Source organism: Microbacterium sp. CBA3102 (assembly GCF_007954505.1).
Classification (GTDB): domain Bacteria; phylum Actinomycetota; class Actinomycetes; order Actinomycetales; family Microbacteriaceae; genus Microbacterium; species Microbacterium aurugineum.
Genome location: NZ_CP042412.1, coordinates 2,283,777 through 2,309,332 on the forward strand (window position 1 = coordinate 2,283,777; position 25,556 = coordinate 2,309,332).

At 68.5% G+C, this 25,556-nt stretch carries 28 protein-coding genes; 18 read left to right on the top strand and 10 right to left on the bottom strand.

The features are described 5' to 3' along the window. The first annotated feature begins 76 nt into the window (after window positions 1–76). From FGL91_RS10910 to FGL91_RS10925, 4 genes are read left to right on the top strand one after another with little or no spacing between them, the layout of a single operon-like run. Window positions 77–1,003 carry an ABC transporter permease gene (locus FGL91_RS10910; protein WP_131491894.1) on the top strand — a complete coding sequence of 309 codons (927 nt, stop codon included), beginning with the start codon at window positions 77–79 and terminating at the stop codon, window positions 1,001–1,003. Further along, complete coding sequence (locus tag FGL91_RS10915) at window positions 996–1,940, top strand: ABC transporter permease (RefSeq protein ID WP_134353355.1); 945 nt, start codon at window positions 996–998, stop codon at window positions 1,938–1,940. The genes FGL91_RS10910 and FGL91_RS10915 overlap by 8 nt, the downstream gene beginning before the upstream one ends. Further along, window positions 1,937–3,616 carry a dipeptide ABC transporter ATP-binding protein gene (locus FGL91_RS10920; RefSeq protein ID WP_153243834.1) on the top strand — a complete coding sequence of 560 codons (1,680 nt, stop codon included), beginning with the start codon at window positions 1,937–1,939 and terminating at the stop codon, window positions 3,614–3,616. Before FGL91_RS10915 ends, FGL91_RS10920 begins: the two co-directional genes overlap by 4 nt. After that, the gene (locus FGL91_RS10925) at window positions 3,613–4,182 is read left to right on the top strand and encodes a PH domain-containing protein (RefSeq protein WP_153243835.1); all 570 of its coding nucleotides are present in this window, start codon (window positions 3,613–3,615) and stop codon (window positions 4,180–4,182) included. The genes FGL91_RS10920 and FGL91_RS10925 overlap by 4 nt, the downstream gene beginning before the upstream one ends. A 5-nt stretch (window positions 4,183–4,187) precedes the next feature. Here FGL91_RS10925 and FGL91_RS10930 read toward each other — a convergent pair whose 3' ends face one another. Continuing rightward, a complete protein-coding gene (locus tag FGL91_RS10930; RefSeq protein ID WP_153243836.1) occupies window positions 4,188–4,994 on the bottom strand; it encodes a CPBP family intramembrane glutamic endopeptidase in 807 nt (268 codons plus the stop codon). 101 nt (window positions 4,995–5,095) lie between these two features. Between FGL91_RS10930 and typA the strand changes: the two genes are divergently transcribed. Then, window positions 5,096–7,009 carry a translational GTPase TypA gene (gene typA / locus FGL91_RS10935; protein ID WP_047522661.1) on the top strand — a complete coding sequence of 638 codons (1,914 nt, stop codon included), beginning with the start codon at window positions 5,096–5,098 and terminating at the stop codon, window positions 7,007–7,009. Between the two features lie 194 nt (window positions 7,010–7,203). Further along, window positions 7,204–8,100, top strand: coding sequence for a phospholipase (locus tag FGL91_RS10940; protein ID WP_194239201.1), 897 nt, complete (start codon window positions 7,204–7,206; stop codon window positions 8,098–8,100). A 21-nt stretch (window positions 8,101–8,121) separates the two neighbouring features. Here FGL91_RS10940 and FGL91_RS10945 read toward each other — a convergent pair whose 3' ends face one another. Continuing rightward, complete coding sequence (locus FGL91_RS10945; RefSeq protein ID WP_153243837.1) at window positions 8,122–8,670, bottom strand: helix-turn-helix domain-containing protein; 549 nt, start codon at window positions 8,668–8,670, stop codon at window positions 8,122–8,124. Between the two features lie 104 nt (window positions 8,671–8,774). On the opposite strand from FGL91_RS10945, the gene FGL91_RS10950 reads away from it, so the two are divergent. The 6 genes from FGL91_RS10950 (at window position 8,775) to FGL91_RS10975 (ending at window position 13,195) form a co-directional block, all read left to right on the top strand. Beyond that, window positions 8,775–9,494 carry an AzlC family ABC transporter permease gene (locus tag FGL91_RS10950; RefSeq protein WP_153243838.1) on the top strand — a complete coding sequence of 240 codons (720 nt, stop codon included), beginning with the start codon at window positions 8,775–8,777 and terminating at the stop codon, window positions 9,492–9,494. Beyond that, the gene (locus tag FGL91_RS10955; RefSeq protein WP_047523077.1) at window positions 9,491–9,805 is read left to right on the top strand and encodes an AzlD domain-containing protein; all 315 of its coding nucleotides are present in this window, start codon (window positions 9,491–9,493) and stop codon (window positions 9,803–9,805) included. Before FGL91_RS10950 ends, FGL91_RS10955 begins: the two co-directional genes overlap by 4 nt. 52 nt (window positions 9,806–9,857) lie before the next feature. Beyond that, window positions 9,858–10,262 carry a histidinol dehydrogenase gene (locus FGL91_RS10960; RefSeq protein WP_227991515.1) on the top strand — a complete coding sequence of 135 codons (405 nt, stop codon included), beginning with the start codon at window positions 9,858–9,860 and terminating at the stop codon, window positions 10,260–10,262. Window positions 10,263–10,271: 9 nt separating this feature from the next. After that, entirely contained in the window at window positions 10,272–10,592 is a 321-nt protein-coding gene (gene fdxA, locus FGL91_RS10965) for a ferredoxin (protein ID WP_131491902.1), read from the top strand. A gap of 9 nt (window positions 10,593–10,601) precedes the next feature. Continuing rightward, window positions 10,602–11,714, top strand: a complete 1,113-nt coding sequence (gene dapC, locus FGL91_RS10970; protein ID WP_153243840.1) for a succinyldiaminopimelate transaminase — start codon at window positions 10,602–10,604, stop codon at window positions 11,712–11,714. 140 nt (window positions 11,715–11,854) lie between these two features. Then, entirely contained in the window at window positions 11,855–13,195 is a 1,341-nt protein-coding gene (locus tag FGL91_RS10975; protein ID WP_372491360.1) for a citrate synthase, read from the top strand. 133 nt (window positions 13,196–13,328) lie between these two features. On the opposite strand, the gene FGL91_RS10980 is transcribed toward FGL91_RS10975, so the two are convergent. Continuing rightward, window positions 13,329–14,705, bottom strand: coding sequence for a DEAD/DEAH box helicase (locus FGL91_RS10980; RefSeq protein ID WP_153243841.1), 1,377 nt, complete (start codon window positions 14,703–14,705; stop codon window positions 13,329–13,331). 261 nt (window positions 14,706–14,966) lie between these two features. Then, window positions 14,967–15,914, bottom strand: coding sequence for a 2,3,4,5-tetrahydropyridine-2,6-dicarboxylate N-succinyltransferase (dapD, locus tag FGL91_RS10985; protein WP_153243842.1), 948 nt, complete (start codon window positions 15,912–15,914; stop codon window positions 14,967–14,969). A 65-nt stretch (window positions 15,915–15,979) separates the two neighbouring features. Here dapD and dapE point away from each other — a divergent pair, with 65 nt between their 5' ends. The 3 genes from dapE (at window position 15,980) to FGL91_RS11000 (ending at window position 18,520) form a co-directional block, all read left to right on the top strand. After that, complete coding sequence (dapE, locus tag FGL91_RS10990) at window positions 15,980–17,053, top strand: succinyl-diaminopimelate desuccinylase (RefSeq protein ID WP_131491906.1); 1,074 nt, start codon at window positions 15,980–15,982, stop codon at window positions 17,051–17,053. Then, window positions 17,035–18,252, top strand: a complete 1,218-nt coding sequence (locus tag FGL91_RS10995; protein WP_153243843.1) for a hypothetical protein — start codon at window positions 17,035–17,037, stop codon at window positions 18,250–18,252. The genes dapE and FGL91_RS10995 overlap by 19 nt, the downstream gene beginning before the upstream one ends. Before the next feature lie 94 nt (window positions 18,253–18,346). Then, entirely contained in the window at window positions 18,347–18,520 is a 174-nt protein-coding gene (locus tag FGL91_RS11000; RefSeq protein ID WP_017203323.1) for a DUF3117 domain-containing protein, read from the top strand. 103 nt (window positions 18,521–18,623) lie between these two features. Here the strand turns inward: FGL91_RS11000 and FGL91_RS11005 are convergent, their stop codons facing one another. Beyond that, a complete protein-coding gene (locus tag FGL91_RS11005; protein ID WP_131491908.1) occupies window positions 18,624–19,262 on the bottom strand; it encodes an O-methyltransferase in 639 nt (212 codons plus the stop codon). A gap of 89 nt (window positions 19,263–19,351) precedes the next feature. Here FGL91_RS11005 and FGL91_RS11010 point away from each other — a divergent pair, with 89 nt between their 5' ends. After that, complete coding sequence (locus tag FGL91_RS11010) at window positions 19,352–19,726, top strand: twin-arginine translocase TatA/TatE family subunit (RefSeq protein ID WP_131491909.1); 375 nt, start codon at window positions 19,352–19,354, stop codon at window positions 19,724–19,726. 21 nt (window positions 19,727–19,747) lie between these two features. Here the strand turns inward: FGL91_RS11010 and FGL91_RS11015 are convergent, their stop codons facing one another. From FGL91_RS11015 to FGL91_RS11030, 4 genes are read right to left on the bottom strand one after another with little or no spacing between them, the layout of a single operon-like run. Then, the gene (locus tag FGL91_RS11015; protein WP_153243844.1) at window positions 19,748–20,242 is read right to left on the bottom strand and encodes a YcxB family protein; all 495 of its coding nucleotides are present in this window, start codon (window positions 20,240–20,242) and stop codon (window positions 19,748–19,750) included. A gap of 3 nt (window positions 20,243–20,245) precedes the next feature. Next, window positions 20,246–21,385: an Mrp/NBP35 family ATP-binding protein gene (locus FGL91_RS11020; RefSeq protein ID WP_047523066.1), complete on the bottom strand. Its 1,140-nt coding sequence runs from the start codon at window positions 21,383–21,385 to the stop codon at window positions 20,246–20,248. Further along, window positions 21,382–21,894, bottom strand: coding sequence for a DUF1003 domain-containing protein (locus tag FGL91_RS11025; protein ID WP_047523065.1), 513 nt, complete (start codon window positions 21,892–21,894; stop codon window positions 21,382–21,384). The genes FGL91_RS11020 and FGL91_RS11025 overlap by 4 nt, the downstream gene beginning before the upstream one ends. Next, window positions 21,894–23,162 carry a magnesium transporter MgtE N-terminal domain-containing protein gene (locus FGL91_RS11030; RefSeq protein WP_153243845.1) on the bottom strand — a complete coding sequence of 423 codons (1,269 nt, stop codon included), beginning with the start codon at window positions 23,160–23,162 and terminating at the stop codon, window positions 21,894–21,896. The genes FGL91_RS11025 and FGL91_RS11030 overlap by 1 nt, the downstream gene beginning before the upstream one ends. An 85-nt stretch (window positions 23,163–23,247) precedes the next feature. Here FGL91_RS11030 and FGL91_RS11035 point away from each other — a divergent pair, with 85 nt between their 5' ends. Together FGL91_RS11035 and FGL91_RS11040 are read left to right on the top strand one after the other, a co-directional pair. Further along, window positions 23,248–23,949 (top strand): general stress protein, encoded by a 702-nt coding sequence (locus tag FGL91_RS11035; protein ID WP_194239202.1) that lies wholly within the window; start codon window positions 23,248–23,250, stop codon window positions 23,947–23,949. Window positions 23,950–23,974: 25 nt separating this feature from the next. Continuing rightward, window positions 23,975–24,637, top strand: a complete 663-nt coding sequence (locus tag FGL91_RS11040) for an alpha/beta family hydrolase (RefSeq protein WP_153244730.1) — start codon at window positions 23,975–23,977, stop codon at window positions 24,635–24,637. A gap of 3 nt (window positions 24,638–24,640) precedes the next feature. Here the strand turns inward: FGL91_RS11040 and FGL91_RS11045 are convergent, their stop codons facing one another. Beyond that, the gene (locus FGL91_RS11045) at window positions 24,641–25,549 is read right to left on the bottom strand and encodes a phosphotransferase (protein WP_153243846.1); all 909 of its coding nucleotides are present in this window, start codon (window positions 25,547–25,549) and stop codon (window positions 24,641–24,643) included. Between the last annotated feature and the right edge of the window lie 7 nt (window positions 25,550–25,556).

Below are 25,556 nucleotides of genomic sequence, written 5' to 3' on the forward strand. Positions count from 1 at the left end.
GCGGTGACGATTCTTCGTCACCGCCTCATGGGCTGTGTTCGCCTCGCTTTCTTTGCCCTCAAGAAGGGACAAGCGGATGCTCGGTTACATTCTGAGACGTCTTCTGCAGGTGATCCCGGTCTTCTTCGGAGCCACCCTGCTCATCTATTTCCTCGTGTTCGCCATGCCTGGCGACCCGATCCTCGCGCTCTTCGGTGACAAGACCCCGAACCCGGCGGTCATCGAACAGCTGCGCGCGCAGTATCACCTCGACCAGCCGTTCCTGGTGCAGTACTGGTACTACATCACCGGCGTATTCCAGGGTGACCTCGGCACCACCTACTCCGGGAGGCCCGTCTCCGCGGTTCTCGCGGCGACGCTTCCTGTGACGGGGCGCCTGGCCGTCATGGCGATCGGCATCGAGTTCTTCCTCGCCATCGTCATCGGCACGATCTCGGCGCTGCGCAAGGGAAAGTTCTTCGACAACGTCTCGCTCATGATCGCGCTCGTCGCGATCGCGATCCCGATCTTCGTCGTCGCCTTCCTCGCCCAGTACTTCCTGGCGATCCAGCTCGGCTGGTTCAAACCGACCGTGGGCGCGGACAACGACTGGGGAGGTCTGTGGCTTCCGGCCATAGTCCTCGGTTTCAGTCTCTATGCGGTCAGCATGCGTCTGATGCGCAGCTCCGTGATCGACACGCTCAACCAGGACTGGGTGCGCACGGCGTACAGCAAGGGGCTGTCACGCAATCGCGTGCTGCCCGTGCACGTGCTGCGCAATTCGCTGATCCCCGTCATCACCAACTCCGCCACCAACTTCGGTGTGCTGCTGGTCGGCGCGACCGTGACCGAGGGCATCTTCAACGTCCCGGGCGTCGGAAACACGCTGTTCCAGGCGATTCAGCGCGGTGAGGGTCCGACCGTCGTCTCGTTCGTGACGGTCTTCGTGATCCTTTACGTCTTGGTCAACCTTGTCATCGACCTGCTCTACGGTCTGCTCGACCCGAGGATTCGCTATGCCTGATCCCACCACTCAGAAGCACTACGTTGCTCCCGTCGAGACGGAATCCGTCAACGTCGACGCCGTGCGCATCGCCGACAAGCCCAGCAACCTGTGGCGAGACGCCTGGCGTGACCTGCGCAAGCGCCCGCTGTTCTGGTTCTCGGTGGTGCTGGCGCTCGTCTTCCTGCTGATGGCGCTGTGGCCCACGCTGTTCACACAGGTGCCGCCGAACAGCGACTGTCACCTGTCAGACAGCAACGGCGGCCCGACCGAGGGGCACCCGCTGGGTTTCACCTTCCAGGGCTGCGACATCTACTCCCGTATCGTCTGGGGGTCGCAGACGTCGCTCGCGGTCGGCCTGATCGCCACGGTGATCGCGTCGATCCTCGGCCTCATCATGGGGGCGCTCGCGGGGTTCTACGGAGGATGGCTCGACTCGGTGCTCTCGCGCGTCGGCGACATCTTCTTCGCGATCCCCTACATCCTCGCCGCCGTGGTCGTGATGACCGTCTTCCGGGACTCCCGTTCCGTGTGGACGCTCGCCTTCGCGATCGGTGGGTTCGCCTGGGCTTCCACAGCCCGTGTGGTCCGCGCAGAAGTGCTGAGGGTCCGCCAAGCGGACTTCGTCATGGCGTCACAGGCCGTGGGGCAGTCGAAGTTCCGGATCCTCGTGAGCCACGTCATCCCGAACGCCCTCGCGCCGCTGCTCGTGGTCTCGACCCTCGGGCTCGCGGCGGCGATCGTCGCCGAGGCGACCCTGTCGTACCTCGGTGTCGGTCTCGGCAGTGACGTGATGTCCTGGGGCCTCGACATCGGCAAGGCGCAGGCCTCGTTGCGCGTCGCTCCGATGGCGCTCATCTATCCGTCGATCGCGCTCACCCTGGCGGTGCTCGCGTTCGTGACTCTGGGTGAGCTCATCCGAGACGCCCTCGACCCGAAGGCGAGGGCTCGGCGATGAGCGATCGTATTGCTGATCAGACCCCGCTGCTGAGCGTGCGCGACCTCACGGTCGCCTTCCGCTCTCAGGAGGGGATGCGCGAGGTCCTCCACGGCGTGAGCTTCGACGTCATGCCCGGCGAGACCGTCGCGATCGTCGGTGAGTCGGGCTCCGGCAAGTCGACCACCGCCACGGCCATCGTGAACCTGCTTCCCGGCACCGGCGTGGTGACGAAGGGATCCGTCACGCTGGAGGGACGTGAACTCACGAGCCTCGGCCGCCGGGAGATCGAGTCGGTGCGTGGGCGCGACATCGGATTCGTGCCGCAGGACCCGATGTCGAGCCTGAACCCGGTGTGGAGCATCGGTTTCCAGGTGAAGGAGGCCGTCCGAGCCAACGGCATCGCCCAGGGCCGTGCCGCGGTCAAGGCGCGGACCGTCGAGGTGCTGCAGCAGGCGGGGCTCGCAGATGCTGAGCGCCGACTGCACCAGTATCCGCATCAGTTCTCCGGCGGCATGCGCCAGCGGGCGCTGATCGGGATCGGGCTCGCAGCCAATCCGAAGCTGCTGATCGCCGATGAGCCGACATCGGCTCTCGATGTCACGGTGCAGCGCGTGATCCTGGACCACATGGCAACGCTCACGCGGGACAAGGGCACCTCGGTGCTGCTGATCACCCACGATCTGGGACTCGCGGCGGAACGCGCCGAGAAGATCATCGTGATGAACGGCGGCAACATCGTCGAGGCGGGTCCGAGCCGACAGATCCTCGAGGATCCGCAGCACCCGTACACGAAGCGGCTGGTCGCGGCGGCACCGAGTGTGGCGTCGAAGCGGATCCAGGCCGTGGTCGCGGACCGCGGCATCGAGACGCGCGAAGACCTCGCCGCGATCCCGCCGACCGTTCGCGTCGCAGGGCTGACCAAGGACTACAAGATCCGCCAGGGGAACTTCCGCAGTGAAGCCTTCCGTGCAGTGGACGATGTGTCCTTCGAGATCCCGCGCGGCAAGACCCTCGCGCTGGTGGGCGAGTCCGGTTCGGGCAAGTCGACCGTGGCGAAGATGGTGCTCAAGCTGGAGGATCCCACCAGCGGCACGATCGAGATCGACGGCCGCGACGTGTCCAACCTGTCGCGCGCGCAGTCCTTCGGTCTCCGTCGTCGGATGCAGCCGGTCTTCCAGGACCCGTACGGCTCGCTCGATCCGCTGCGCAACATCGGCAGCACGATCGCCGAACCCATGCAGATCCACGGTGTCGGCGACAAGGCGTCGCAGCGGGCTCGTGTCAAGGAACTGCTGGAGCAGGTCGCCCTCCCGCAGGCCCTTGCGAGTCGCTATCCGAACGAGCTCTCAGGCGGACAGCGCCAGCGCGTGGCGATCGCCAGGGCCCTGGCGCTCAAGCCGGACATCATCGTCCTCGACGAGGCCGTGTCCGCGCTGGACGTGCTGGTGCAGGATCAGATCCTGAAACTCCTGGCGGACCTCCAGTCCGAGCTGGGCCTGACGTATCTGTTCATCACGCACGACCTCGCCGTCGTCCGCGTGTCGAGCGACCTCGTCTGCGTCATGGAGAAGGGGAAGATCGTCGAGCAGGGCACCGTCGACGAGATCTTCGCGAATCCGCAGGAGGAGTACACCGAGCGCCTCCTCCAGGCGATCCCGGGTGCGTCCCTCACGCTCGGAGGCGCCGGAGCGTGACCTCATCGCAACAACCCGAGGGCGCGCGCACATACCGCGCGCCCTCGGGCGTGGTCGTCCTCGTCTTCAGCGCCCTCCTGGCCTTGTTCCTGCTCGGCGACACCGCCGTTCGGGGAAGCTGGGAGCAGATGCTGCTCGTCGCTCCGTGGGTGCTGCTCGCCCTCTGGATCGTGTACGAGATCAGCTACGTCTCGTATGTCCGCGTGGATGCCCACGGTGTCGTCGTCCAGAACATGCTCCGCCGCACGCGCTTCGACTGGAGTCGCGTGCGCGACGTCGACCTGCGGTGGCAGCTGCTGTTCTCCCTGGACGACGGGCGCGAGGTCAGCTGTTACGGCGGACCCGCCCGCGCCCGGCCACCTCGCCCCGGTCGCGGGGAGGACGCCGAACCCAAGCCGTCATCCGGCCTTCACGCACTCACGGACATCCGCGACCTCTGGGACGCCGCGCCCGCGTCCGATGCGCCGATCCGACGCGAGTGGGATCGGCCGGCGGTCATCGCGCTCGTGGTGATCGTGATCTGGGCGGTCGTCGCGATCCTCCTCGCCGGTTCCGCTTCGGTCTGATCGACTCAGCCGGGAAGCCCGAACAGTGCGGGCCACGTCGCCGCCGCCCAGGGGTACCCCACGAATGCGGCGGCGTCGATCACGAAGTGTGCGACCAGGAACGGCAGGAGGCGTCCGCTGCGCTGATACAGCCAGCCGAAGAGCAGGCCCATCGCCAGGTTGCCGAGGAACGCCGGATACCCCTGATAGAGGTGGTAGCTCGCCCGCAGCACCGCCGTGGAGACGATGATCGTCCACGGACTCCAGCCGAGTTGACGGAGCCGGGTGAAGAGATAGCCGAGCAGGACGAACTCCTCCTGCAGCGATGCGCGGGCCGCGGCCAGCAGCAGGACGGGAACGGTCCACCAATACGCGTCGATCCCCGCGGGGTCGATGGCCACGGTGAGTCCCAGAGCGCGACCGGCGAGGTAGAGACCGAGGCCGGGGATGCCGATCGCGAGGACGAGCAGGATTCCGCGACCGACATCGCGTCCTGACCTGGTGCCGTCCAGACCCAGCCGTGCCAGATGCGGGCGCCGTGAGTGCCAGAGCAGGAAGCACACCAGCACCACCGGGATCAGGGAGAACCCGATCGCGAGCACCTGGTAGATGAGGTCGAAGATCTCGCGGTCGCTCCGGGACGGGTTCAGCTTCGCGACCTGGTCGGCGATCGGGACCTCATCCGTGAGCCGGTAGACGAGCTGCACGATCGCATACACGGCGGACTGTCCGAGGCCGAGCGCCAGGACGATCGCGATCTCCCACCACAGTCGCGCACGGGACGGGGCGGGGGAGAGGTCGGGGAGGTCCCACGGAGCCTGCGGTCTGGTCACGATCTCGATGCTACGACCTGCTTTCAGGAACAAGCTCTGTGCTTGCGTTATCCTGGAACGTCGGCTTCCCGGCGAAACCCCACATCTTTTAGGACACCTGCATGGCGCACGCCCTTCGCTCTGACCTCCGCAACGTCGCGATCGTCGCGCACGTCGACCACGGCAAGACCACTCTCGTCGACGCCATGTTGCGTCAGACGGGCTCCTTCGGTGAACACGCCCACGTCGATGAGCGCGCCATGGACTCGAACGATCTGGAACGTGAGAAGGGCATCACGATCCTCGCCAAGAACACGGCGATCACGTACAAGGGCAAGCACGCAGGCGGCGAGGAGATCACGATCAACGTGATCGACACCCCCGGTCACGCCGACTTCGGGGGCGAGGTCGAGCGCGGCCTGTCCATGGTCGACGGTGTCGTGCTGCTCGTCGACGCGAGTGAGGGCCCGCTGCCGCAGACGCGCTTCGTGCTGCGCAAGGCGCTCGAGGCCAAGCTTCCCGTGATCCTCCTGGTCAACAAGACTGATCGTCCCGACGCCCGTATCGCGGAGGTCGAAGAGGAGGCACACGACCTGCTCCTGGGTCTCGCCTCCGACCTGGTCGACGACGTGCCCGACCTCGATGTCGACGCGCTGCTCGACGTGCCTGTCGTCTACGCTTCCGGTCGCGCCGGTGCCGCATCGCAGAATCGTCCCGCCGACGGCTCGCTGCCGGACAACGACGACCTCGAGCCGCTGTTCGAGGCGATCCTCGAGCACGTTCCCGCTCCGGAGTACGACGACGAGCACCCGCTGCAGGCCTGGGTCACGAACCTCGACTCCAGCCCCTTCCTCGGTCGTCTCGCTCTGCTCCGCGTCTTCAACGGCACGCTGAAGAAGGGCCAGACCGTGGCCTGGGTCCGTGCCGACGGCACCACCAGCAACGCGCGCATCACGGAGCTCCTGAAGACCCGTGCTCTCGAGCGCTACCCGGCCGACTCCGCCGGCCCCGGCGACATCGTCGCCATCGCCGGATTCGAGAACATCACGATCGGTGAGACCATCGCCGACCCCGAGGATGTGCGTCCGCTGCCGGCGATCACGGTCGACGACCCCGCCATCTCCATGACGATCGGCACCAACACCTCGCCGCTCATGGGCAAGGTCAAGGGCCACAAGCTCACCGCTCGCATGGTCAAGGACCGTCTCGACAAGGAGCTGATCGGTAACGTCTCGCTCAAGGTCGTCGACATCGGACGCCCGGACGCCTGGGAGGTGCAGGGCCGTGGAGAGCTGGCCCTCGCCATCCTCGTCGAGAACATGCGTCGCGAGGGCTTCGAGCTCACGGTCGGCAAGCCGCAGGTGGTCACGAAGAAGATCGACGGCAAGACCTACGAGCCTTTCGAGCACCTCACCATCGACACCCCGGAAGAGCACCTCGGTGCGATCACCCAGCTGCTCGCGAACCGCAAGGGTCGCATGGAGAACATGACCAACCACGGCACCGGCTGGGTGCGCATGGAGTTCATCGTCCCGTCGCGTGGCCTGATCGGGTTCCGCAGCGAGTTCCTCACCACCACGCGCGGCACCGGCATCGCGAACGCGATCTCGCACGGCTACGAGCCGTGGGCGGGCTCCATCACCACTCGTCAGAACGGCTCGATCGTCGCCGATCGCCAGGGCGTGGTCACCCCGTTCGCGATGATCGCCCTGCAGGAGCGCATGTCGTTCTTCGTGCAGCCCACGCAGGAGGTCTACGAGGGCATGGTCATCGGCGAGAACTCGCGCGCCGACGACATGGACGTGAACATCACCAAGGAGAAGAAGCTCACCAACATGCGTGCGGCCAGCTCCGACACGTTCGAGTCGATGACGCCCCCGCGTCAGCTGACGCTCGAGGAGAGCCTGGAGTTCGCCCGCGATGACGAGTGCGTCGAGGTGACCCCGGAGGTCGTCCGCATCCGCAAGGTGAACCTCGATGCGAACACCCGTGCACGGGAGACGGCTCGCCTGAAGCGTCAGGACGCGAACGTCTGACACCAGCCTCGGACACGCTCCGAGTGAGAGGGTCTCGCACCGCCGGATGGCGCGTGCGAGACCCTCTTCTCATGTAAATCCCAGGTGAGGGATGGTTTTCGTTCAGGTTCGTGAGTCAGGGTGGTTCACTGCGCCGGGGACGAGCTCCCGATGAGTCTCCTGCAACGGCGTACGACAACCCGAAAGTCGACCCCATGCTTCAGAAGACTCGTGCGCTTCGGCGCGCCTCCGCAGCGGCCTCAGCCCGCACAGCGATCCACCGTCCCCTGTCCGTCCTCGGAGTGGCGGCGGCCGCTCTCGTCGGCATCACCGTGAGCGTCGGTCTCGCGTCCGTGCCCGCGTCGGGTGCGGTGGACATCCCCTCCGCCGTCACCTCGGCTGTCCGTTCCGGTGCGGAGCCCCTGGCGCAGATCACGAAAGTCGCGTCCGCGACGCTGACGCAGGCGAAGGTCGCGGTCGTCGCGGCGGAGACGCTGAACGGCGAGGTCGTCAGCTCGGGCCTCGACCTCGAGACCACGTCGTCCGTCGACACCTCCGATCTGGAGAGCGACATCGACAAGCTCGAAGAGCTCGACGTGACTCCGGTGCTCCTGGTCGTCCCCGTCGCCGAGGAGGCGAAGCGGGAGACGGCAGATGTCGTCGCCGAGACCGCAGAGCTGCGCAGTGCGCTCGATGCTGCAGAGCAGAAGCGCGCAGCGGAAGAGGCGGCCAGGATCGCCGCAGAGGAGGCCGCCGCTCGGGCCGCGGCGGAGAAGCAGGCGGCGGCCGCCCTGGCCGCAGCCAACACGCCGGAGGGTGCCAAGGCCACCGCACGGCAGCTCATGTCGAGCACCTACGGATGGGGTGGCGACCAGTTCTCCTGCCTGGACTCCCTGTGGAACAAGGAATCCGGGTGGAACTACCAGGCGTACAACCCGAGCGGCGCCACCGGGATCCCGCAGGCGCTCCCCGGTAGCAAGATGGCGTCAGCCGGTTCCGATTGGCAGACCAACGCCGCCACCCAGGTCGCCTGGGGGCTCGGGTACATCTCCTCGGTGTACGGCACCCCGTGCAGCGCGTGGGGGCATTCCCAGGCCGTGAACTGGTACTGACCCGGCGCGGTCGCCCCTCGTTCAGCGCAATTCGGAGATGAGCACGGCGCTCGTGTTGGGCTTCGTCGCCTCGAAGATGTGCGGGGCATCGCCGGCATAGGTGAGGTAGTCGCCGGGGTGGAGGGCCACGGGTTCGCCCGCGGGTCCGACCCGCGCCTCGCCGGCGACCAGGATCACGTGCTCGATCGTGCCCGGGTGGTGAGGGTCCGATAGGCGGGGATCGCCCGGGTCGGCCTGGATCAGGTACACATCGCGGCGTGCTCCCGGAGGGCTGGCAGAGAGCAGGGTCGCACTGTAGGCCGCGGCGGAGGAGGGAACGCCGGCCAGGTCGTCGGCACGGATCAGGGTCGGGGCGTTGGCCTGCTGGTCGACGAGCACCGCGAACGGCACGCCGAGTGCCACTCCGAGTGCCCACAGCGTCTCGACGCTGGGGTTCCCGGAGCCGCTCTCGAGCTGCGAGACAGTGGCCTTGGACACCCCGGCTCGCCGGGCGAGCTCCGAGACCGACAGGCTCGCGGCCTCCCTTTCGCGGCGCAGGGTTCGAGCGAGACGTGTGCGGAGATCCTCCATGTGTTCATCATGTCAAACGATCGTTCGCTTGACTATGCATTCAGAAATGTTCAGAATGATGGTCATGCGTTCACTGAAGCGAACACCTGGATGCGATCGGCGCCATGACCGCGGAGCGTGAGGTCTGGCGCGAGGCGCTCGGTGTCGTGCTCGCGACCAGTGCCTATGGGGTTTCCTTCGGTGCGTTGGCCGTGGCCTCCGGCCTGGATGTCTGGCAGACCTGCGTCCTGAGCCTGCTGATGTTCACCGGCGGCTCGCAGTTCGCGTTCGTCGGCGTCTTCACGGCCGGCGGTCTCGCTGCCCTGCCCTCGGCCATCGCGTCGGCGGCCCTTCTCGGGGTGCGCAATGTCGCCTATGGAATGCGGATGTCGCCGATCGTCGGGGGAGGGCCCGGGCGCAAGGCGATCGCGGCGCACTTCACGATCGACGAATCGACCGCGGTGGCGATCTCGCAGAGCGACCCGCGGCTGCGGCAGATCGGCTTCTGGGTGACCGGCGTCGGTATCTTCATCGGCTGGAACATCACCACCCTCGTCGGCGCGCTCGTGGGTGACGTGCTGGGGGATCCGAAGACGTGGGGGCTGGACGCTGCAGCCGCCGCGGCGTTCCTCGCGCTGCTGTGGCCGCGGCTCCGGCAGCGGCAGGCCATCGCGGTGGGGGTGGCGGCCGCCGTGGTCGCCGCCGCGTTCACTCCGTTCCTCATGCCGGGCCTTCCGGTGCTCGTCGCGGCCGTGGTCGCGATCGCCGTCGGCTGGTTCAACTGGCTCGGACGACCCGTGTCGCCGGCCGAGGAGCCGCTGGATGGCGCGGAGGCCCCCTCATGAGCCTCTGGAGCGCGATCCTCCTCGCGGCGGTGATCTGTCTCGCCATGAAGGCGGCCGGCTATCTCGTGCCGTCTTCGGTACTCGAAGAGCCCCGCGTCGCCCGGATCTCCGATCTGCTGACCGTGGCCCTCCTCGCGGCGCTCGTCGCCGTGCAGACCCTCGGTGACGGACAGGCCATCATGGTCGATGCGCGTGTGCCCGCTCTGCTGGTCGCCGGGGGACTCCTGTGGTTGCGGCAGTCGTTCCTCGTCGTCGTGGTGGCTGCTGCACTGGTGGCGGCCCTGCTGCGCGTCTTCGGCCTCGCATCGTGAACCCCGGATCTCGTCGGCACACCGCCGGCGCCGGTAAGCTCAACGGGTGCGCGTGAGCTGGTTGTCGAGAGTGCTGTCCTGGGTGGCTGCAGCCCTGGTGGGCGGCGTCTACGGCGTGGCGGGCACCATCGCCCACAGTGTGATGTGGGGGCCCATCCCGATCGGACTGATCGTCGCTGCGATCGCGTGCGCAGCGATCCTCGTCGCCGTGCGCGCGCTCACCCACGACCGAGGGGCAGCGGTCGCCGCCGGACTGGGGATGATCGGGATGCTGGTGCTGATCTCCGGCGTGGGTCCCGGCGGGTCCGTGGTCGTGCCGGACTCGCTGAGCGGTCAGATCTGGACGTACGTGGTCGCGGGAATCGTGCTCCTGGTCGTCGCCTGGCCCTCCTTCTCGCGGGTCCCGGTGCGCACGGAGGCACCCGCCGCGCAGGAATCCGAGGCGCGCGAGTCGTAGACTGGAGCGGTGACGTATGTGATCGCCCTCCCGTGCGTCGATGTCAAGGACCGAGCCTGCATCGACGAGTGCCCCGTTGACTGCATCTACGAGGGCGAACGCTCGCTGTACATCCATCCCGACGAGTGTGTGGACTGCGGCGCCTGTGAGCCCGTGTGCCCGGTGGAAGCCATCTACTACGAGGATGACCTGCCCGACGAGTGGCAGGACTACTACAAGGCCAATGTCGAGTTCTTCGACGAGATCGGATCTCCCGGAGGCGCGGCGAAGGTCGGCGTCTACGCGTTCGATCACCCGATCGTCGCCGCGCTCCCGCCGCAGGGCGAGTAGGCGCGCGCTGTGAGCGTCCGAGACCTCGACGACTACCCCTGGGATGCCGTCGTCCCGTTCCGCGAGCGTGCGGCCCGCCACCCGGAAGGGATCGTGGATCTCTCCATCGGCTCGCCGGTGGATCCGACTCCCGACATCATCCGGCGCGCTCTCGCCGAGGCGACCGACGCCCACGCCTATCCGCAGACGGTCGGCACGCCGACCCTGCGCGAGGCGATCGTCGACTGGTACGCGCGCCGCCGCGGTGTGCCCGACCTCCGCGTCGACAACGTCCTGCCCACGATCGGCTCCAAGGAATTCGTCGCGCTGCTGCCCACGCTGCTCGGTCTGGGGGAGGGCGACATCGTCGTGCACCCCCGAGTGGCGTACCCGACCTACGAGGTCGGCACCCGCGTCGTCGGCGCGACACCGCTCCCCGCCGACGACCCCGCGGACTGGCCGGAGGGCACGAAGCTCATCTGGATCAACACCCCGGGCAACCCGGACGGCCGCACCTGGACGGTGGACGAGCTCGCCGCGGCCGTGCGTCGCGCCCGTGAACTCGGCGCCGTGCTCGCGAGCGACGAGTGCTATGCCGAACTCGGGTGGGATGGCGAATGGGCCGCCTCGCCGATTCCGTCGATCCTCGACCCGCGGGTGACCGGTGGCAGCCGCGCGAATCTGCTCAGCGTGTATTCCTTGAGCAAGCAGTCGAACCTCGCCGGCTACCGCGCCGCGTTCGTCGCCGGCTGTGCGCGCGTGGTCGGCGACCTCCTCACGGCGCGCAAGCATCTCGGCCTGATGCCGCCCGCTCCGGTGCAGCACGCCATGGCGGTGGCCCTCGGCGACGACGCGCACGTCGCGGCGCAGAAGGAGCTCTATCGCGCTCGGCGGGATGCGCTGCGTCCTGCGCTCGCAGCGGCCGGCTTCCGTATCGATGGTTCAGAAGCGGGGCTGTACCTGTGGGCGACGGAGGGACGGGATGCCTGGGATTCGATGGCGAGGCTCGCTGAGCTCGGCATCCTCGCGGGCCCGGGGCCGTTCTACGGTGCTGACGCCGCGCAGCATGTCCGGCTCGCCCTCACCGCCCCGACCGAGCGCATCCTCGAGGCGGCGCGACGCCTCACTGTCGAAGCTCTGTAGGTTATCCCCTTGAAGTGGCCGTCTGTTTGGCGGATGTCACAGTAGGCCGGAGTGCCTACTAGGCTGTAAAAGCGATTCGGTCGTGACCCGACCTGGTGCCTCAGCGCCGTGAGATCGCCAGTTCCGACTTGATCAAGATCATGTCCGACTCCACCGCGACGAGCGGGGGCGGACACCAGGAGGAGGTCCGCGTGAGTGCAGCGGCAGACCAGACGGCGAAGCTGACGATCGGTGAGACGACCGCCGAATTCCCGGTACTGCGCGGCACGGCGGGGCACGACAGCATCGACTTCTCGACGCTGACCCGTCAGACCGGCTACACCGGCCTCGACTACGGCTTCGTGAACACCGCGTCGACGAAGTCCGAGATCACCTTCATCGACGGCGACAAGGGCATCCTGCGCTATCGCGGATACCCGATCGAACAACTGGCGGGATCGACCAGCTATCTCGAGGTCGCCTGGCTCCTGATCTACGGCGAACTGCCCTCGGCATCCGAGCTCGCGGAGTTCGACGAGAAGATCCGCCGCCACACGCTGCTGCACGAAGACCTCAAGCGCTTCTTCTCCGCCCTGCCGCACACGGCGCACCCGATGTCGGTGCTGTCGTCGGCGGTCGCGGCGCTCTCGACCTACTACGAAGGTCAGACCGACCCGCACAACCCCGAGCACGTCGAACTCAACATGGTGCGCATGCTCGCCAAGCTTCCGGTGATCGCGGCGTACGCGCACAAGAAGAGCGTCGGCCAGGCCTTCCTCTACCCCGACAACTCGCTGAGCTTCGTGGACAACTTCCTGAAGCTGAACTTCGGTGTGCACAGCGAGGAGTACGAGGTCAACCCGGTGATGTCGAAGGCTCTCGAGCTGCTCCTCATCCTGCACGAAGACCACGAGCAGAACGCCTCGACCTCGACCGTCCGCCTCGTGGGCTCCACCGGTGCGAACCAGTTCGCGTCGATCTCCGCCGGCATCCAGGCTCTCTCCGGCCCCCTTCACGGCGGCGCGAACGAGGCTGTGCTGACCATGCTCGGGCAGATCCGTGACTCCGGTCAGAGCGTTTCGCGCTTCGTCGAGCGGGTGAAGAACAAGGAAGAGGGCGTGAAGCTGATGGGCTTCGGGCACCGGGTCTACAAGAACTACGATCCGCGCGCCAAGCTCGTCAAGGACGCGGCCGACGAGGTGCTCTCCTCGCTGGGCGTGACCGATCCCCTCCTCGACCTGGCCAAGGAGCTCGAGGAGCTCGCGCTCGCCGACGACTACTTCCGCGAGCGTCGCCTGTACCCGAACGTCGACTTCTACACGGGTGTGATCTACAAGGCGATGGGCTTCCCCACGCGGATGTTCACCGTGCTCTTCGCGATCGGACGTCTGCCCGGCTGGCTCGCGCAGTGGCGTGAGCTGCAGCTCGACCCGCAGACCAAGATCGGCCGCCCGCAGCAGCTGTACACCGGATCCTCGGAGCGCTCTTTCCCGACCCGCTGAGTCTCGGCCGCGCGCGGCCGTAAGCGGTCGAGGCCCCCTCTGCCCGCCGACGCCCCCTCACACTGACGACTGTCAGAGGGGGCGTCGACGCGCTGAGGGGGCCTCGACGTGAAAAGGGGTGGAGCGGGATGCGTCAGCGCCCCCGGGCGCCGCCCTGACGGGACTGGCCGCTCTGCGTGGAGTAGCCTCCGCCCTGGCCGGCACCGGATGCGCCGGAGCGGGGACGGCGACGACGACGAGAAGGCGGGTTCGCCGCCCCGTTCCGCTCGCCGCCCGCGGGACGCTGCTTCGAGGACTGACGCTGCTGCTGCGGCGCCTGCACCGGGGCCGGGCGCACGTGCGGTGCGCGCTCGGGGACGAGAGCGGTGACGGCCGCCGTGGTCACGTCCTCCAGCGGAGCGCTGATGGCGGCCTTGCGCAGCAGATCCTTGACGTCACGACGCTGCTCGGGCAGCACGACGGTCACGACCGTACCGGCGGCTCCGGCGCGCGCCGTGCGACCGGAACGGTGCAGGTACGCCTTGTGCTCCACGGGCGGGTCGACGTGCACCACGAGGTCCACGTTGTCCACGTGCACCCCGCGCGCAGCGACGTCGGTCGCGACGAGCACGCGCACGCCGCCGTCCTCCGGCGCCGCGGAGAATGCGCCGAGGTTGCGCTCGCGAGCGTTCTGCGAGAGGTTCCCGTGCAGGTCGACCGCGGGGATGCCTGCAGCGGTGAGCTGCTTCGCGAGCTTCTTCGCCTGGTGCTTGGTGCGGGTGAAGAGGATGCGGCGCCCGGTGCCCGATGCGAGGTCGCGCACGAGCGCGGTCTTGTTGTCGGTCGAGTCGACCACGAGCACACGGTGCGTCATCTCGCCGACGGGCACGCTCTCCTCGTCGACCTCGTGGCTGACCGCGTTCGAGAGGAAGCGGCGGGCCAGGGTGTCGATGCCGCGGTCGAGCGTCGCGCTGAACAGCAGGCGCTGACCGCCGGCCGGGGTCGCCGTGAGGATGCGGGTGACACCGGGGAGGAAGCCGAGGTCGGCCATGTGGTCGGCCTCGTCCAGCACGGTGACCTCGATCGCGCTCAAGCGCACGACCTGCTGCTTCATGAGGTCTTCGAGTCGACCGGGGCAGGCGACCACGATGTCGACGCCGCCGCGCAGCGCCTGCTCCTGCGGACGCTGGCTGACGCCGCCGAAGACGGTCGTGACGCGCAGGCCCGCGGCCTCGGCGAGAGGAGCGATCGTCGCAGCGATCTGGGTTGCGAGCTCTCGGGTCGGAGCGAGGACGAGTCCGCGCGGCAGGCCTGCGCGGCGCTGCCCCCCGGACGCGGCGAGTCGCGCGACGAGCGGGAGCGCGAAGGCGATGGTCTTGCCGCTGCCCGTGCGTCCGCGCCCCAGGAGGTCGCGTCCGGCAAGGGAGTCGGGGAGCGTGTCGCGCTGGATGGCGAACGCTTCGGTCTTGCCGGAGTCGGCGAGAACGGCGGCGAGCTCGGCGGGAACGCCGAGTTCAAGGAAAGTAGACATGCAGAAACTCCGTCAGCGCACGAGTGAACGGCGCGAGATAAGGGGTGAGGTGGGCGACGGCGCAGGAATTGCGCATCGATTCGCCGTTCGAAAGGCCAGCTGATGCTGGTGATGGGAGCAGTTCCGCTCGCTTCGGTCCTCGGAGACCCCGTGACGACGACGATGTTGTGGGACCGGCGGTCCGTGCAACGAGGTCAGTCTATCAGCGCGGGCATGCCGTCAGCTGCATGCCCGCTGCGTGCGCGAGTCGTCGACGGCGGATCAGGCGTGCAGCGCCTCGTTCAGCGTCACTCCGACGCCCGCCCGTCGCACAGCCTCGACCGCCCCGCTGAGCGAGTTGCGGCGGAACAGCAGTCCGTCCTGGCCCGAGAGTTCCGCACCCTTCACCGTCCGCCGCCCGCCATCCGGCGTCGCAGGACCGTCGGCGAGCACGACCTTGGTGCCGGCTGTCACGTAGAGGCCCGCTTCGACGATGCAGTCATCGCCGAGCGAGATGCCGATGCCGGCGTTGGCGCCGAGGAGCGTGCGCGCTCCGATCGACACCCGGTGCGTGCCGCCGCCCGAGAGGGTGCCCATGATGGAGGAGCCACCGCCGATGTCGCTGCCGTCCCCGACGACGACACCCTGCGAGATGCGCCCCTCGACCATCGAGGCACCGAGAGTGCCGGCGTTGAAGTTGACGAAGCCCTCGTGCATCACCGTCGTGCCGGGGGAGAGGTAGGCGCCGAGACGCACGCGGGACGCGTCGGCGATGCGCACGCCGGCCGGCTGGACGTAGTCGGTCAGACGGGGGAACTTGTCCAGCCCCTGCACCTGAATGCCCGCGCGCTGGAGGTGCGGACGACGACGCGCCGCGACGTCGGGGTGCACCGGTCCGGCGTTCGTCCAGGCGACGTTGGGCAGGTGTCCGAAGATGCCGTCGAGGTTCAGCTCGTTGGGACGCGCCACGAGGTGCGAGAGCGCGTGCAGACGCAGATACGCGTCGGCGGTGGAGGCGGGAGCCTCGTCGAGGTTGATCTGCAGCTGCACGACCTCGACCGTGACGTCTCGTCGCTCGTCGCGTCCGACGAGGGGTTCGAGTGCGGCGACGCCCGCCTCATCCGCGACGAGCTCCCCGCGTCGCACCTCCGGGTACCAGGCATCGAGAACCGTGCCGTCCCCGGCGATCGTGGTCAGTCCGTTACCCCATACCGTGCGTGCGTCGCTCATCCCTCCACGCTATCGCGCCCGGCCGGCGACGACTTCACGCATGACGAGGTAAGTAGGCTGGACGCATGGTGCTCGATCTGACCGCGTCCTCCGTCGAACTCACTCGTGCGATCTGCGACATCCCGAGCGTCTCCGGCGACGAGAAGACGCTGGCCGATGCGATCGAGGCCGCGATCTCGCCGTTGGCCCATCTCGAGGTCTTCCGGCACGGGAACACGATCGTCGCCCGCACCGACCTCGGCCGTGCGCAGCGCGTCGCGATCGCCGGTCACATCGACACCGTGCCGATCAATGCGAACCTCCCGACGCGGGACATCGAGATCGACGGAGTGCCCTACCTGTGGGGACGCGGCACGGTCGACATGAAGGCCGGCACCGCCGTGCAGCTGAAACTCGCGGCCGAGCTCACCGCTCCCGCCGTCGACATCACCTGGATGTGGTACGACAACGAGGAGATCGAAGCCTCAAAGAACGGTCTCGGGCTGCTCGCGGCCGTTCGTCCCGATCTGTTCCAGGCGGACTTCGCGATCCTCGGAGAGCCGTCCAACGGTGAGGTGGAGGGGGGCTGCAACGGCACCCTCCGGGCGCTCGTCCGGACGACCGGCGTGCGAGCACACAGTGCCCGCGCCTGGATCGGCGAGAACGCGATCCACAGTGCCGCGCCCATCCTCACCCGGCTGGCGGAGTATCGCGCCAAGGAGGTGCTGGTCGAAGGGTTGCTCTACCGTGAGAGCCTGAGCGCCGTGCGCATCGCGGGTGGCGTCGCGGGGAACGTCATCCCCGATGCCTGCGAGGTCGAGGTCAACTACCGTTTCGCTCCCAACAAGTCGGCTGCGGACGCCGAGTCCCATCTCCGCGGTGTTCTCGCGGGCTTCGACATCGAGATCACGGACGCCGCCGAGGGTGCGCGCCCCGGGCTCGATGCCGAGATCGCGAAGCAGTTCGTGGCTGCTGTCGGCGCGGAGCCGCGACCGAAGTACGGATGGACGGATGTCGCCCGGTTCTCGGCCCTCGGCATCCCCGCGGTGAACTACGGCCCGGGCGACCCGCACCTCGCGCACCACGACGAGGAGCGCGTGCCGCTCGCGCAGATCGACGCCGTGGAGCGGGGCCTGCGCGTATGGCTCGCTTCGCACTGAGTGCGGCCCGCCGGTGGGCGCAGACACCGCTCGCACTGCGCATCGCCTTCATCTATCTCGGTGCGCGGGTGGTCACCACCGCCTTCTTCCTCGTGGCGGGCTCCCTGTCGACCGGGGCCTCTCGGTTCGGTGCAGACGCGGGCGTCGTCGACTTCATCCTCGGTTGGGACGCCCAGTGGTATTGGCTCGTCGCCGAGAACGGGTATCCGACCGACCTCCCCCTGACCGACTCCGGGGAGGTCGCCGAGAACGCCTGGGCGTTCATGCCGGTGTTCGCCTATGCGGCCAAGACGGTCGGGTTCCTGTTCGGCTCGTGGGGCGTCGGCGCTCTCGTGATCTCGTTCGTCGCCGGGTACCTCGCCTGCCTCGCCCTGCACCGCCTGCTCCGTAAGCGCATCGGAAGCGGCGCGGCGACCTGGGCGGTCGTCTTCTTCGCCGCCGGGCCCATCGCGGCCATGTTCCAGGTCGGCTACGCCGAGACTCTTTTCCTCCTGCTGCTGTTCCTCGCACTCGACGCGACTGCCGCGCACCGCTACTCCTGGCTCTACGTGCTCATCCCGGTGATGGCCTTCACCCGCCCCGGTGTACTCGCCTTCGCCCTCTACCTGGGGCTGCGCGGGATCATGCGATGGGTTCGCCGGCAGGAGGATCCGCTGTCCGGTCGCGAGATCGCGCACATCCTCGCGCTGGGTGCGCTGGCGAGCGTGACCGGCTTCGCCTGGCAGGTGATCGCCGGCATCGTCACCGGCGACCCCGGCGCGTACCTCGCCACCGAACTCGCATGGCGCCGCCACTGGATCGTCGGTGGTGTCGACGGTTTCGTCCCGTTCGAAGGCTGGGTCCAGGCAGCGCAGTTCTGGTTCGGTTTCTGGGGGCTTCCGCAGTGGTGGGGGCCGATCGCACTGGCGCTGCTGGTCGTCGGGCTCGCGGCCACGCTGCTGTATTCCCCGCAGGTCCGTGCCCTGGGCGGAGACCTGCGGCTGTGGAGCGCGAGTTACCTGCTCTACCTGCTCGCGGTGTTCTTCCCCCAGTCGAGCACCTTCCGTCTGCTCCTGCCGCTCAGCCCGATGTGGGGTGCGGTCGCCGTCCCGCGCTCACGGCGTTGGAGGCTCGGGATCCTCGCGCTGTGTCTCGTCGGTCAGTGGTTCTGGATCTACCACATGTACGCGCTCGGGAACACGTTCTGGCAGGTGCCGTGATCGTGAAGCTCGACCCAATTGTTGCTCGGTGACCTCCAGGTCCCGGTGACACCCGATAAACTCATCCCATACCACCGGAGGAAAGGGAGCCACGATGGCAGCGATGAAGCCGAGGACCGGAGACGGACCCATGGAGGCCGTGAAAGAAGGACGACTCATCATCGTGCGTGTTCCACTCGAAGGCGGCGGCCGATTGGTCGTCTCCGTGAACGACGCAGAGGCCAAGGAGCTTCACGACGTGCTGGCCGCCGTCGTGGCACCGGCCTGATCGATCTCGGATCCGCGTCCGCGGATCCGGAAGGGCGGTGGATCCTCGGATCCACCGCCCTTCGTCGATTCCGGGCTCTTCGGGAGCGATCCGTGCGGAGGGCTCAGTCGCGCTCGGGGAGGCTGATGAGCTGCAGCAGGCCTTCGGCGGCAGGGGATACGGTCGCGAGCACTGCCGACGATTCCTGCGTCTCCTGCACCAGGGAACGGTAGGCGGACGTGATCTCGTCGCGCTGGACGGGATCGGCGACGCGGCCGCCGGCGAGGACGCGGGGGACCAGCACCAGGCCGCCGGTGCGGGCGAGACGAAGCCCGTGTTCGACGTACTCGATGATGTGCTCGGGGTCGGCGTCGACCAGCACGATGTCGTAGGAAGCCTCGTTCATCCGAGGCAGCACGTCGATGGCGCGTCCCGTGATGAAACGGACCCTCGTGGAGGGGACCCTCGCATCGGCGAACGCCTGACGTGCCGCTGCGAGGTGCTCGGGCTCGTTGTCGATCGTGGTGAGCACGGCGTGGGGGGCACCGCGCAGGAGCCAGAGGCCGGAGACACCGGCACCGGTGCCGATCTCGACGATCGACCGCGCACCCGTCGCGGCGGCGAGCACGGCGATCTGGGAGCCGACGACCGTGCTGACCGGCATCGCGCCCAGCTCGACCGCATGTGCCCGAGCGCGGGCGATGGAGTCCGGCTCCACTATGGACTCGCGAAGGAAACGCGCGTTCGCGTCGTGCTCGCTCATGGCCTGTTCTCCCTGCCTGCCCGGTGATTCCCTCCAGCGTATTCGCTCGTCGCGCGCGGGGACCGCAGGCGCGGCGGTAGCCTGTAGAGATGACGTTCGGGCTCACCTTCGAGAAGATGCTGTTGATCGGCCTCATCGCGGTGCTGATCATCGGTCCTGAGCGTCTTCCGCGGGCCGCCGAGAGCTTCTCCCGCATGGTCCGCAAGGCCGGCGAATACCTTCGCGACACCAAGAGTCGGATGCGCCAGGAGATGGGGCCCGAGATCGACGACGTCGACTGGCGAAAGCTCGACCCCCGTCAGTACGACCCGCGTCGGATCATCCGCGACGCCCTGTTCGAGGAGCCGCAGCCGGCGACGCCGGTACAGGCCAAGGAGACGATCGCCGAGCCCATCGCCCCCCGCGCCGCCCCGCAGGAGTTCAGCGCGACGAACCGCCCCCCGTTCGATCCCGAGGCCACCTGACCTTCAGGCGCGAAGGGGCTCTCAGGAGATCCGTGAGCGCAGGGTCGCGATGTCCGCGTCGCTGAGCAGGGCACGGGGGATGGCGGTCGCCGCGCTCGTCCCACGCACCTTGAGCAGCACCGCATCCCTGCCCACGCGCATGCTCTGGAACGTCCCGTAGGCGATCTCCGACTGTCTCCTGCCGCTGCCCAGCCTCAGCACGTCGTCTTCGAGCTGTGCCCACACCACGGTCTCGACGGGCATCGCCGTCCGCACGGCCTGGCGGGCCGACGACACCGACATCACGACGGCGAACACCGCGAGACCGATGATCAGCAGCGGCATCCAGCCCGCGCCGAACGGCGGTTCTGCGCCCGCGGGCAGGGGGGTGCTCAGATTCAGGATGCTGAGCGTCAGCGCGCCGGCGAGTGCGACCCACATGACGATGGCGGCCGGCCGGGTCAGCGAGTAGATCGCCGCATCGCGAGCCATCCGCTGCAGCAGCCCCTCGTCGATCATCAGGGAGCGGGGAGGCATCGGTCACTCTTCCTTGCGTGGTCCGCCGACGGTCATCGGCAGCGAACGGCCGGAGAGGCCGCGTCCTCGCCGGGTGAGCGCGCGAGCGAGGTCGTGGATCGCGGTGGCGGCGGCATCCGTGGCTGCCCCCGAGACGAGGGGCGCGCCGGCGTCTCCGCTCTGGCGCAGCGCAGGGCTCAGGGGGATCGAGGCCAGCAGCGGGACGACCTCGTCCGGTTCGGAGAGCGCATCGGCGACGGCCGCTCCTCCGCCCGACCCGAACAGGTCCAGCACGGTTCCGTCGGGGAGCGTGTACGCGGCCATGTTCTCGACCACGCCGATCACCTGTTGACCGGTCTGCCGTGCCACCAGACCGCTGCGGATCGCCACGTCGGAGGCAGCGGTCTGCGGAGTCGTCACGACCAGGACTTCGGCGTGCGGGAGCAGCTGTCCGATCGAGATGGCGATGTCGCCCGTGCCGGGCGGCATGTCGATGAGGAGCACATCGAGGTCGCCGAAGAAGACGTCGGTGAGGAACTGGGACACGGTGCGATGCAGCATCGGCCCCCGCCAGGCCACGACAGACTCGCCGTCGCGCAGGAACATCCCGATCGAGATCGTCTTCACGCCGTGGGCCACCGGTGGCAGCATCAGGTCGTCGATGCGGGTCGGCTGCGTCCCGGCCGGGATCCCGAGGAGACCGGGGATGGAGAAGCCGTGCACGTCGGCATCGACGAGTCCGACCGAGAGCCCCTGGTCGGCGAGGGCGACCGCGAGGTTGGCGGTGACCGTCGACTTGCCCACTCCGCCCTTGCCGCTCGAGACGAGGATCACGCGGGTGAGGGAGTCGGGGCCGAACGGCATGTGCCGTGCCGGGCGACCGTCGCGCAGCTTCTCGGTCAGCGCCTTGCGTTCGGCGGGGGTCATCACGCCCACCTCGACGTCGACGTCAGCGATGCCGGGGACGGACGCCGCGGCCTGTCGCACGTCGGCTTCGATTCGGGCCGCGGCGGGGCAGCCCACGATCGTCAGCACGATGCCGACCTGGGCGTGGGCACCGTCGACGGAGATGTCGCGCACCATGTCGAGCTCGCCGATCGGTCGACGCAACTCCGGGTCCGTCACGGCGGAGACCGCGGTGCGGACGAGGTCGGCCTCGGTCACGATGCGGCGCCCCCCGATGCCCTGTCGTCGGTGTCCTCGAGTTCGGCGAGCAGGGTCTTCAACTCCTGGCGCAGCACGTCTCGGGTCACGGTCTGCGAGTTGCGCTCCTCGAGCGCCATGCGCAGTGCCACGATCTCGCGGGCCAGGTATTCGGTGTCGGCGAGGTTGCGCTCGGCGCGCTGGCGGTCCTGCTCGATCTGCACCCGGTCGCGGTCGTCCTGGCGGTTCTGCGCGAGTAGGATCAACGGTGCGGCATAGGAGGCCTGCAACGAGAGCATGAGTGTCAGGGCCGTGAACCCGAGCGCCGCATCATCGAAACGCAGATGCTCGGGCATCAGGGTGTTCCAGACGATCCAGACGACGCAGAACAGGCTGAGGATCACGAGGAACGCCGGCGTCCCCATCGCCCGCGCGACCCACTCGGTGAACCGTCCGAAGCGGTCGCGAGAGGTGGTGCGCGGGCGGGCCGTGCTGCGTCCCGGCGCGTCCAGACGCGACTCGCGGGCCATCAGCTCGTCTCCTTCGCAGCGGCGGCGATGTCGTCGCTGTCCTGTGAACGCCAGTCATCGGGGAGGAGATAGTCGAGCACGTCGTCGATGCTGATGGCGCCGACGAGCCGATGGGCTGCGTCGATCACCGGCAACGAGACGAGGTCGTAGCTCGCCAGCAGACGCGCCACCTCGGCCGCCGACGCGGTGACGGGAACGGGCTCGAGGCTGTCATCGAGGATCGCTCCGAGTCGTTCATGCGGGGGATAGCGCAGCATCCGCTGGAAGTGCACGAGCCCGAGCAGGCGACCGGTGGGCGTCTCGAACGGGGGGAGTGTCACGAACACGGCCGCGGCCAGCGCCGGGTGCAGCTCGTGGCGCCGGATCAGAGCCAGGGCCTCGGCGACGGTCGCATCGGCCGACAGGATGATGGGTTCCGGGGTCATCAGACCGCCGGCGGTGTCCGGGCCGTAGCGCAGCAGCATCCTGACGTCCTCGGCCTCCTCGGGCTCCATCAGTTCGAGGAGCTGCTCCAGGCGGTCCGGGGTGAGCTGGGCGAGCAGGTCGGCGGCATCATCCGGCTCCATCTGGTCGAGGATGTCGGCCGCGCGCTCGTCGCCGAGCCGGTCGAGGATGTGCACCTGCTCGTCCTCGGGCATCTCCTCGAGGGCATCGGCGAGGCGGTCGTCCGAGAGCTCCTCGGCGACCTCGATCATCCGCTGCTGCGGCAGATCGAGAAGAGTGTTCGCGAGGTCGGCGGCATGCAGCTCGGAGTACGAAGCGACGAGCTGTTCGGCGGACTGGGATTCGCCCGGCGCGCGTTCCTCGGCGACCTCGTTCCACGCGGCGAACGTCGTGGGCCCCTTCGCGAAGGGCGAGGCGCTGGTCTTCGGCCGGCGCAGGAAGAGTTGGCTGATGGCCCATTCCCCGAGGCGATTGGGCTCGATCGCCACGTCTTCGATCACGGCGGTACCGCTGCCGTCGGCGAAGCTGACGCGTCTTCCGAGCAGCTCCGCGAGCACCCGCACCTCGCCGGCCCGCGGAGAGAAGCGTCGCACGTTGATGAGTCCGGTGGTGATGACCTGACCGGAGCGGATCGATGTGACGCGGCCGATCGAGAGGAACACGTGTCGTCGTCCCGGGATCTCGACCACGAGACCGATCACGCGGGGTGCCGCGGTACTTCGGTACACCACGACGACGTCCCGGACCTTGCCGAGCCGGTCGCCGACGGGATCGAAGACGGCGCACCCGGCCAGGCGCGCGGCGAAAACCCGTTGTGTGCTCACCCCTCCAGAGTAGTCGGCGGGCCCGGTCATCGGCGGGATGGCCGCGCCTCGGGCGGTCTGACGGTGCGCGTGGAAGAATAGTCGGATGAGTATGCTGAACCGCCCCGCGAACAGCTCGGAGACCGGCGAGATCGTCGCTTCCACGCGCGACTACGAGAACGCACAGAAGACCGTCTCGAAGCTGATCGCCGGGGAGGTCCCAGCACGGGACATCGCGATCGTCGGGCAGAGCGTGCGGACGGTCGAGCGCGTGACCGGCAAGCTCGGATACGCCGCTGCCGCCCGCTCCGGAGCCATCAACGGAGTCCTGATCGGCCTGTTCCTCTCCGCGATCCTCGTGCTCGGCAACCCGGAGGTCCCGATCCAGCTCTTCGTCGGCTTCGTCCTCATCGGCGTCGCGGTCGGGATGCTCCTGAGTCTCGTGACCTACGCGATCGTCCGGCGTCGTCGCGACTTCGCGAGCGTCACGCAGTTCGCGGCGGATCACTACGAGGTCACCGTCCAGGCCGCCTCGCTCGCCAAGGCTCGCGACGTTCTCGGAGCGACGCGCGTCGCTCCGGTCCGGCCTCCCGTGAACCTCGACGAGCCGCCGCGATACGGAGAACGGATCACGCCTGGCGCGACGGCGCCGGCACCCGAGGAGCCCGTGATCCCCCCGCGGCCGGCAGACCCCGTTGCCGAACCGGCCGCCGATCCGGAGCCGGGTACGCCCGAGCCCGGGACGCCCGCACCGATCGAGCCCGACGCGACGCCGGGTGCAGAAGGCGCCCCGGGCGAGCGGGCGTGACGACGATCCCCGGACGTTCCTCCTGATGGTCGAGATCCAGGTCGCGCTGCCGAAGGGAACCACCGTCGTGTCGGCCGACTGGACGCGCGGCGACAACGGGGCGACGGTGATCGTCGCCCACGGTGCGGGAACGGGAAAGGACCATCCCTTCCTCACCGGGTACGTCGAGGCACTCCGCGCGATCGGCTTCTCGACACTGCGCTTCAACTTCCCGTACGTGCAGCAGGGGCGGCGGATGCCGGGGCCGGCCGCGCATGCGATCGCCACCTGGAACGCGGTCACGACGTTCGCGCGCACATCAGACCCCGCGGCGACGATCTGGGCGACGGGGAAGTCCTACGGCGGACGCATGGCATCGATGGCGGTCGCGGAGGGTTTACGGGTGGACGGACTCGTCTATCTCGGCTATCCCCTTCATCCGCCAGGACGGCCGGAGAAGCCGCGGGTCGAGCACCTGCCCGCGATCACCGTGCCACAGCTCTTCGTGGAGGGGACGAACGATTCCTTCATCCAGCCGATCTCGCAGTTCGAACAGGCTGTCGCGACCTGTCGAGAAGCCCGGATCGTCTGGATCGAGGGCGGCGGGCACACGTTCGAGGTGAAGGGGCGCAAGCTCCCCGCGGAGCAGATCGGTGCGTCGCTCGCCCCGATCGTGGCCGAGTTCGCCCTCGGACATGCTGTCGACTGACTCTCAGCCGACGAGCATCGACAGCTCGGGGTCCGCGAGCACGCGGCGGACGGTGGAGATCCCCAGCGCGCTCATCTGCGGGTTCGACTTCTCGTAGTACCACCCGAGGCCCAGCGCCTGTTGCAGGGCCCACCCGGCACCCCGCTGCCACTCGGCCTCGCCGGCGGAGACACCGTCGCGGACGAGGCGTCGTGTCGGGGCATCGAGGAGGTGCCAGGCGGCGACGAGGTCGAGCGCAGGGTCCGCAGGTCCGAAGTCCCCGCCGTCGAGCACGCCCGCCAGCCGGACCTCGTCGTCGCGCTCGATGACCAGGAGGTTGAACGGCGTGAGGTCGCGGTGGCACATCAGCGGAGCGTCGGCGGGCGGAAGCGCGCACAGGGCCGCCCAGAGCATCGCGGTGCGTGCCACGTCGATCAGGTGTGCGCTCCGCGACAGACACTCCGAGACCCACTCATCGTGGTCGCCGAGTCGCCCGCCGCGACCGTTCCCGTCGAACACCCGTCCGCGCACGTCGACCGCGCGCAGTGCACGGATGAGGACGACCAGATCGTGAGCGAAGGCTTCCGACGCGGCAGCACGCACGGGGCCCGGCGGCTCGCCGTCGATCCAGGACTGGACGGCCCAGGCCGAGTCGAACTCTTCCGACGCGGCAGCGATCCCGTAGGAACGCGGGGCGGGGAACGGACTCGCTGCGGCCAACTCATCGAGCGCCGCGGCCTCACGCGCGAGAGTGGGCTCCGATGCCGCGAGGCGCGGGAAGCGGGCGACCAGGCCGTCGCCTACCCGGATGATCCTGTTGACCGTCCCGGTGGACGAGACCGGTCGCAGCTCCTCTCGGCGCAGCTCGGGGAAGCGGCGCGCGATCAGCCGTGCCGCGACCTCGGTCTCGAGCGCGAGCTCACCGTCGTGCATCCGCCGA

What these genes read in the sequence shown, in the direction of transcription:
- FGL91_RS11015 (WP_153243844.1), bottom strand. Translation starts at nt 20,242, where the DNA reads ATGCCTCCCCGCTCCCTGATGATCGACGAGGGGCTGCTGCAGCGGATG.
- typA (WP_047522661.1), top strand. Translation starts at nt 5,096, where the DNA reads ATGGCGCACGCCCTTCGCTCTGACCTCCGCAACGTCGCGATCGTCGCG.
- FGL91_RS10920 (WP_153243834.1), top strand. Translation starts at nt 1,937, where the DNA reads ATGAGCGATCGTATTGCTGATCAGACCCCGCTGCTGAGCGTGCGCGAC.
- FGL91_RS10915 (WP_134353355.1), top strand. Translation starts at nt 996, where the DNA reads ATGCCTGATCCCACCACTCAGAAGCACTACGTTGCTCCCGTCGAGACG.
- FGL91_RS10995 (WP_153243843.1), top strand. Translation starts at nt 17,035, where the DNA reads ATGGCTCGCTTCGCACTGAGTGCGGCCCGCCGGTGGGCGCAGACACCG.
- FGL91_RS10940 (WP_194239201.1), top strand. Translation starts at nt 7,204, where the DNA reads ATGCTTCAGAAGACTCGTGCGCTTCGGCGCGCCTCCGCAGCGGCCTCA.
- FGL91_RS10980 (WP_153243841.1), bottom strand. Translation starts at nt 14,705, where the DNA reads ATGTCTACTTTCCTTGAACTCGGCGTTCCCGCCGAGCTCGCCGCCGTT.
- FGL91_RS10955 (WP_047523077.1), top strand. Translation starts at nt 9,491, where the DNA reads ATGAGCCTCTGGAGCGCGATCCTCCTCGCGGCGGTGATCTGTCTCGCC.
- FGL91_RS10945 (WP_153243837.1), bottom strand. Translation starts at nt 8,670, where the DNA reads ATGGAGGATCTCCGCACACGTCTCGCTCGAACCCTGCGCCGCGAAAGG.
- FGL91_RS11005 (WP_131491908.1), bottom strand. Translation starts at nt 19,262, where the DNA reads ATGAGCGAGCACGACGCGAACGCGCGTTTCCTTCGCGAGTCCATAGTG.
- FGL91_RS11045 (WP_153243846.1), bottom strand. Translation starts at nt 25,549, where the DNA reads ATGCACGACGGTGAGCTCGCGCTCGAGACCGAGGTCGCGGCACGGCTG.
- dapD (WP_153243842.1), bottom strand. Translation starts at nt 15,914, where the DNA reads ATGAGCGACGCACGCACGGTATGGGGTAACGGACTGACCACGATCGCC.
- FGL91_RS11040 (WP_153244730.1), top strand. Translation starts at nt 23,975, where the DNA reads ATGGTCGAGATCCAGGTCGCGCTGCCGAAGGGAACCACCGTCGTGTCG.
- FGL91_RS11000 (WP_017203323.1), top strand. Translation starts at nt 18,347, where the DNA reads ATGGCAGCGATGAAGCCGAGGACCGGAGACGGACCCATGGAGGCCGTG.
- FGL91_RS10975 (WP_372491360.1), top strand. Translation starts at nt 11,855, where the DNA reads ATGTCCGACTCCACCGCGACGAGCGGGGGCGGACACCAGGAGGAGGTC.
- FGL91_RS10910 (WP_131491894.1), top strand. Translation starts at nt 77, where the DNA reads ATGCTCGGTTACATTCTGAGACGTCTTCTGCAGGTGATCCCGGTCTTC.
- dapE (WP_131491906.1), top strand. Translation starts at nt 15,980, where the DNA reads ATGGTGCTCGATCTGACCGCGTCCTCCGTCGAACTCACTCGTGCGATC.
- FGL91_RS11035 (WP_194239202.1), top strand. Translation starts at nt 23,248, where the DNA reads ATGAGTATGCTGAACCGCCCCGCGAACAGCTCGGAGACCGGCGAGATC.
- FGL91_RS11010 (WP_131491909.1), top strand. Translation starts at nt 19,352, where the DNA reads ATGACGTTCGGGCTCACCTTCGAGAAGATGCTGTTGATCGGCCTCATC.
- FGL91_RS10950 (WP_153243838.1), top strand. Translation starts at nt 8,775, where the DNA reads ATGACCGCGGAGCGTGAGGTCTGGCGCGAGGCGCTCGGTGTCGTGCTC.
- FGL91_RS11025 (WP_047523065.1), bottom strand. Translation starts at nt 21,894, where the DNA reads ATGGCCCGCGAGTCGCGTCTGGACGCGCCGGGACGCAGCACGGCCCGC.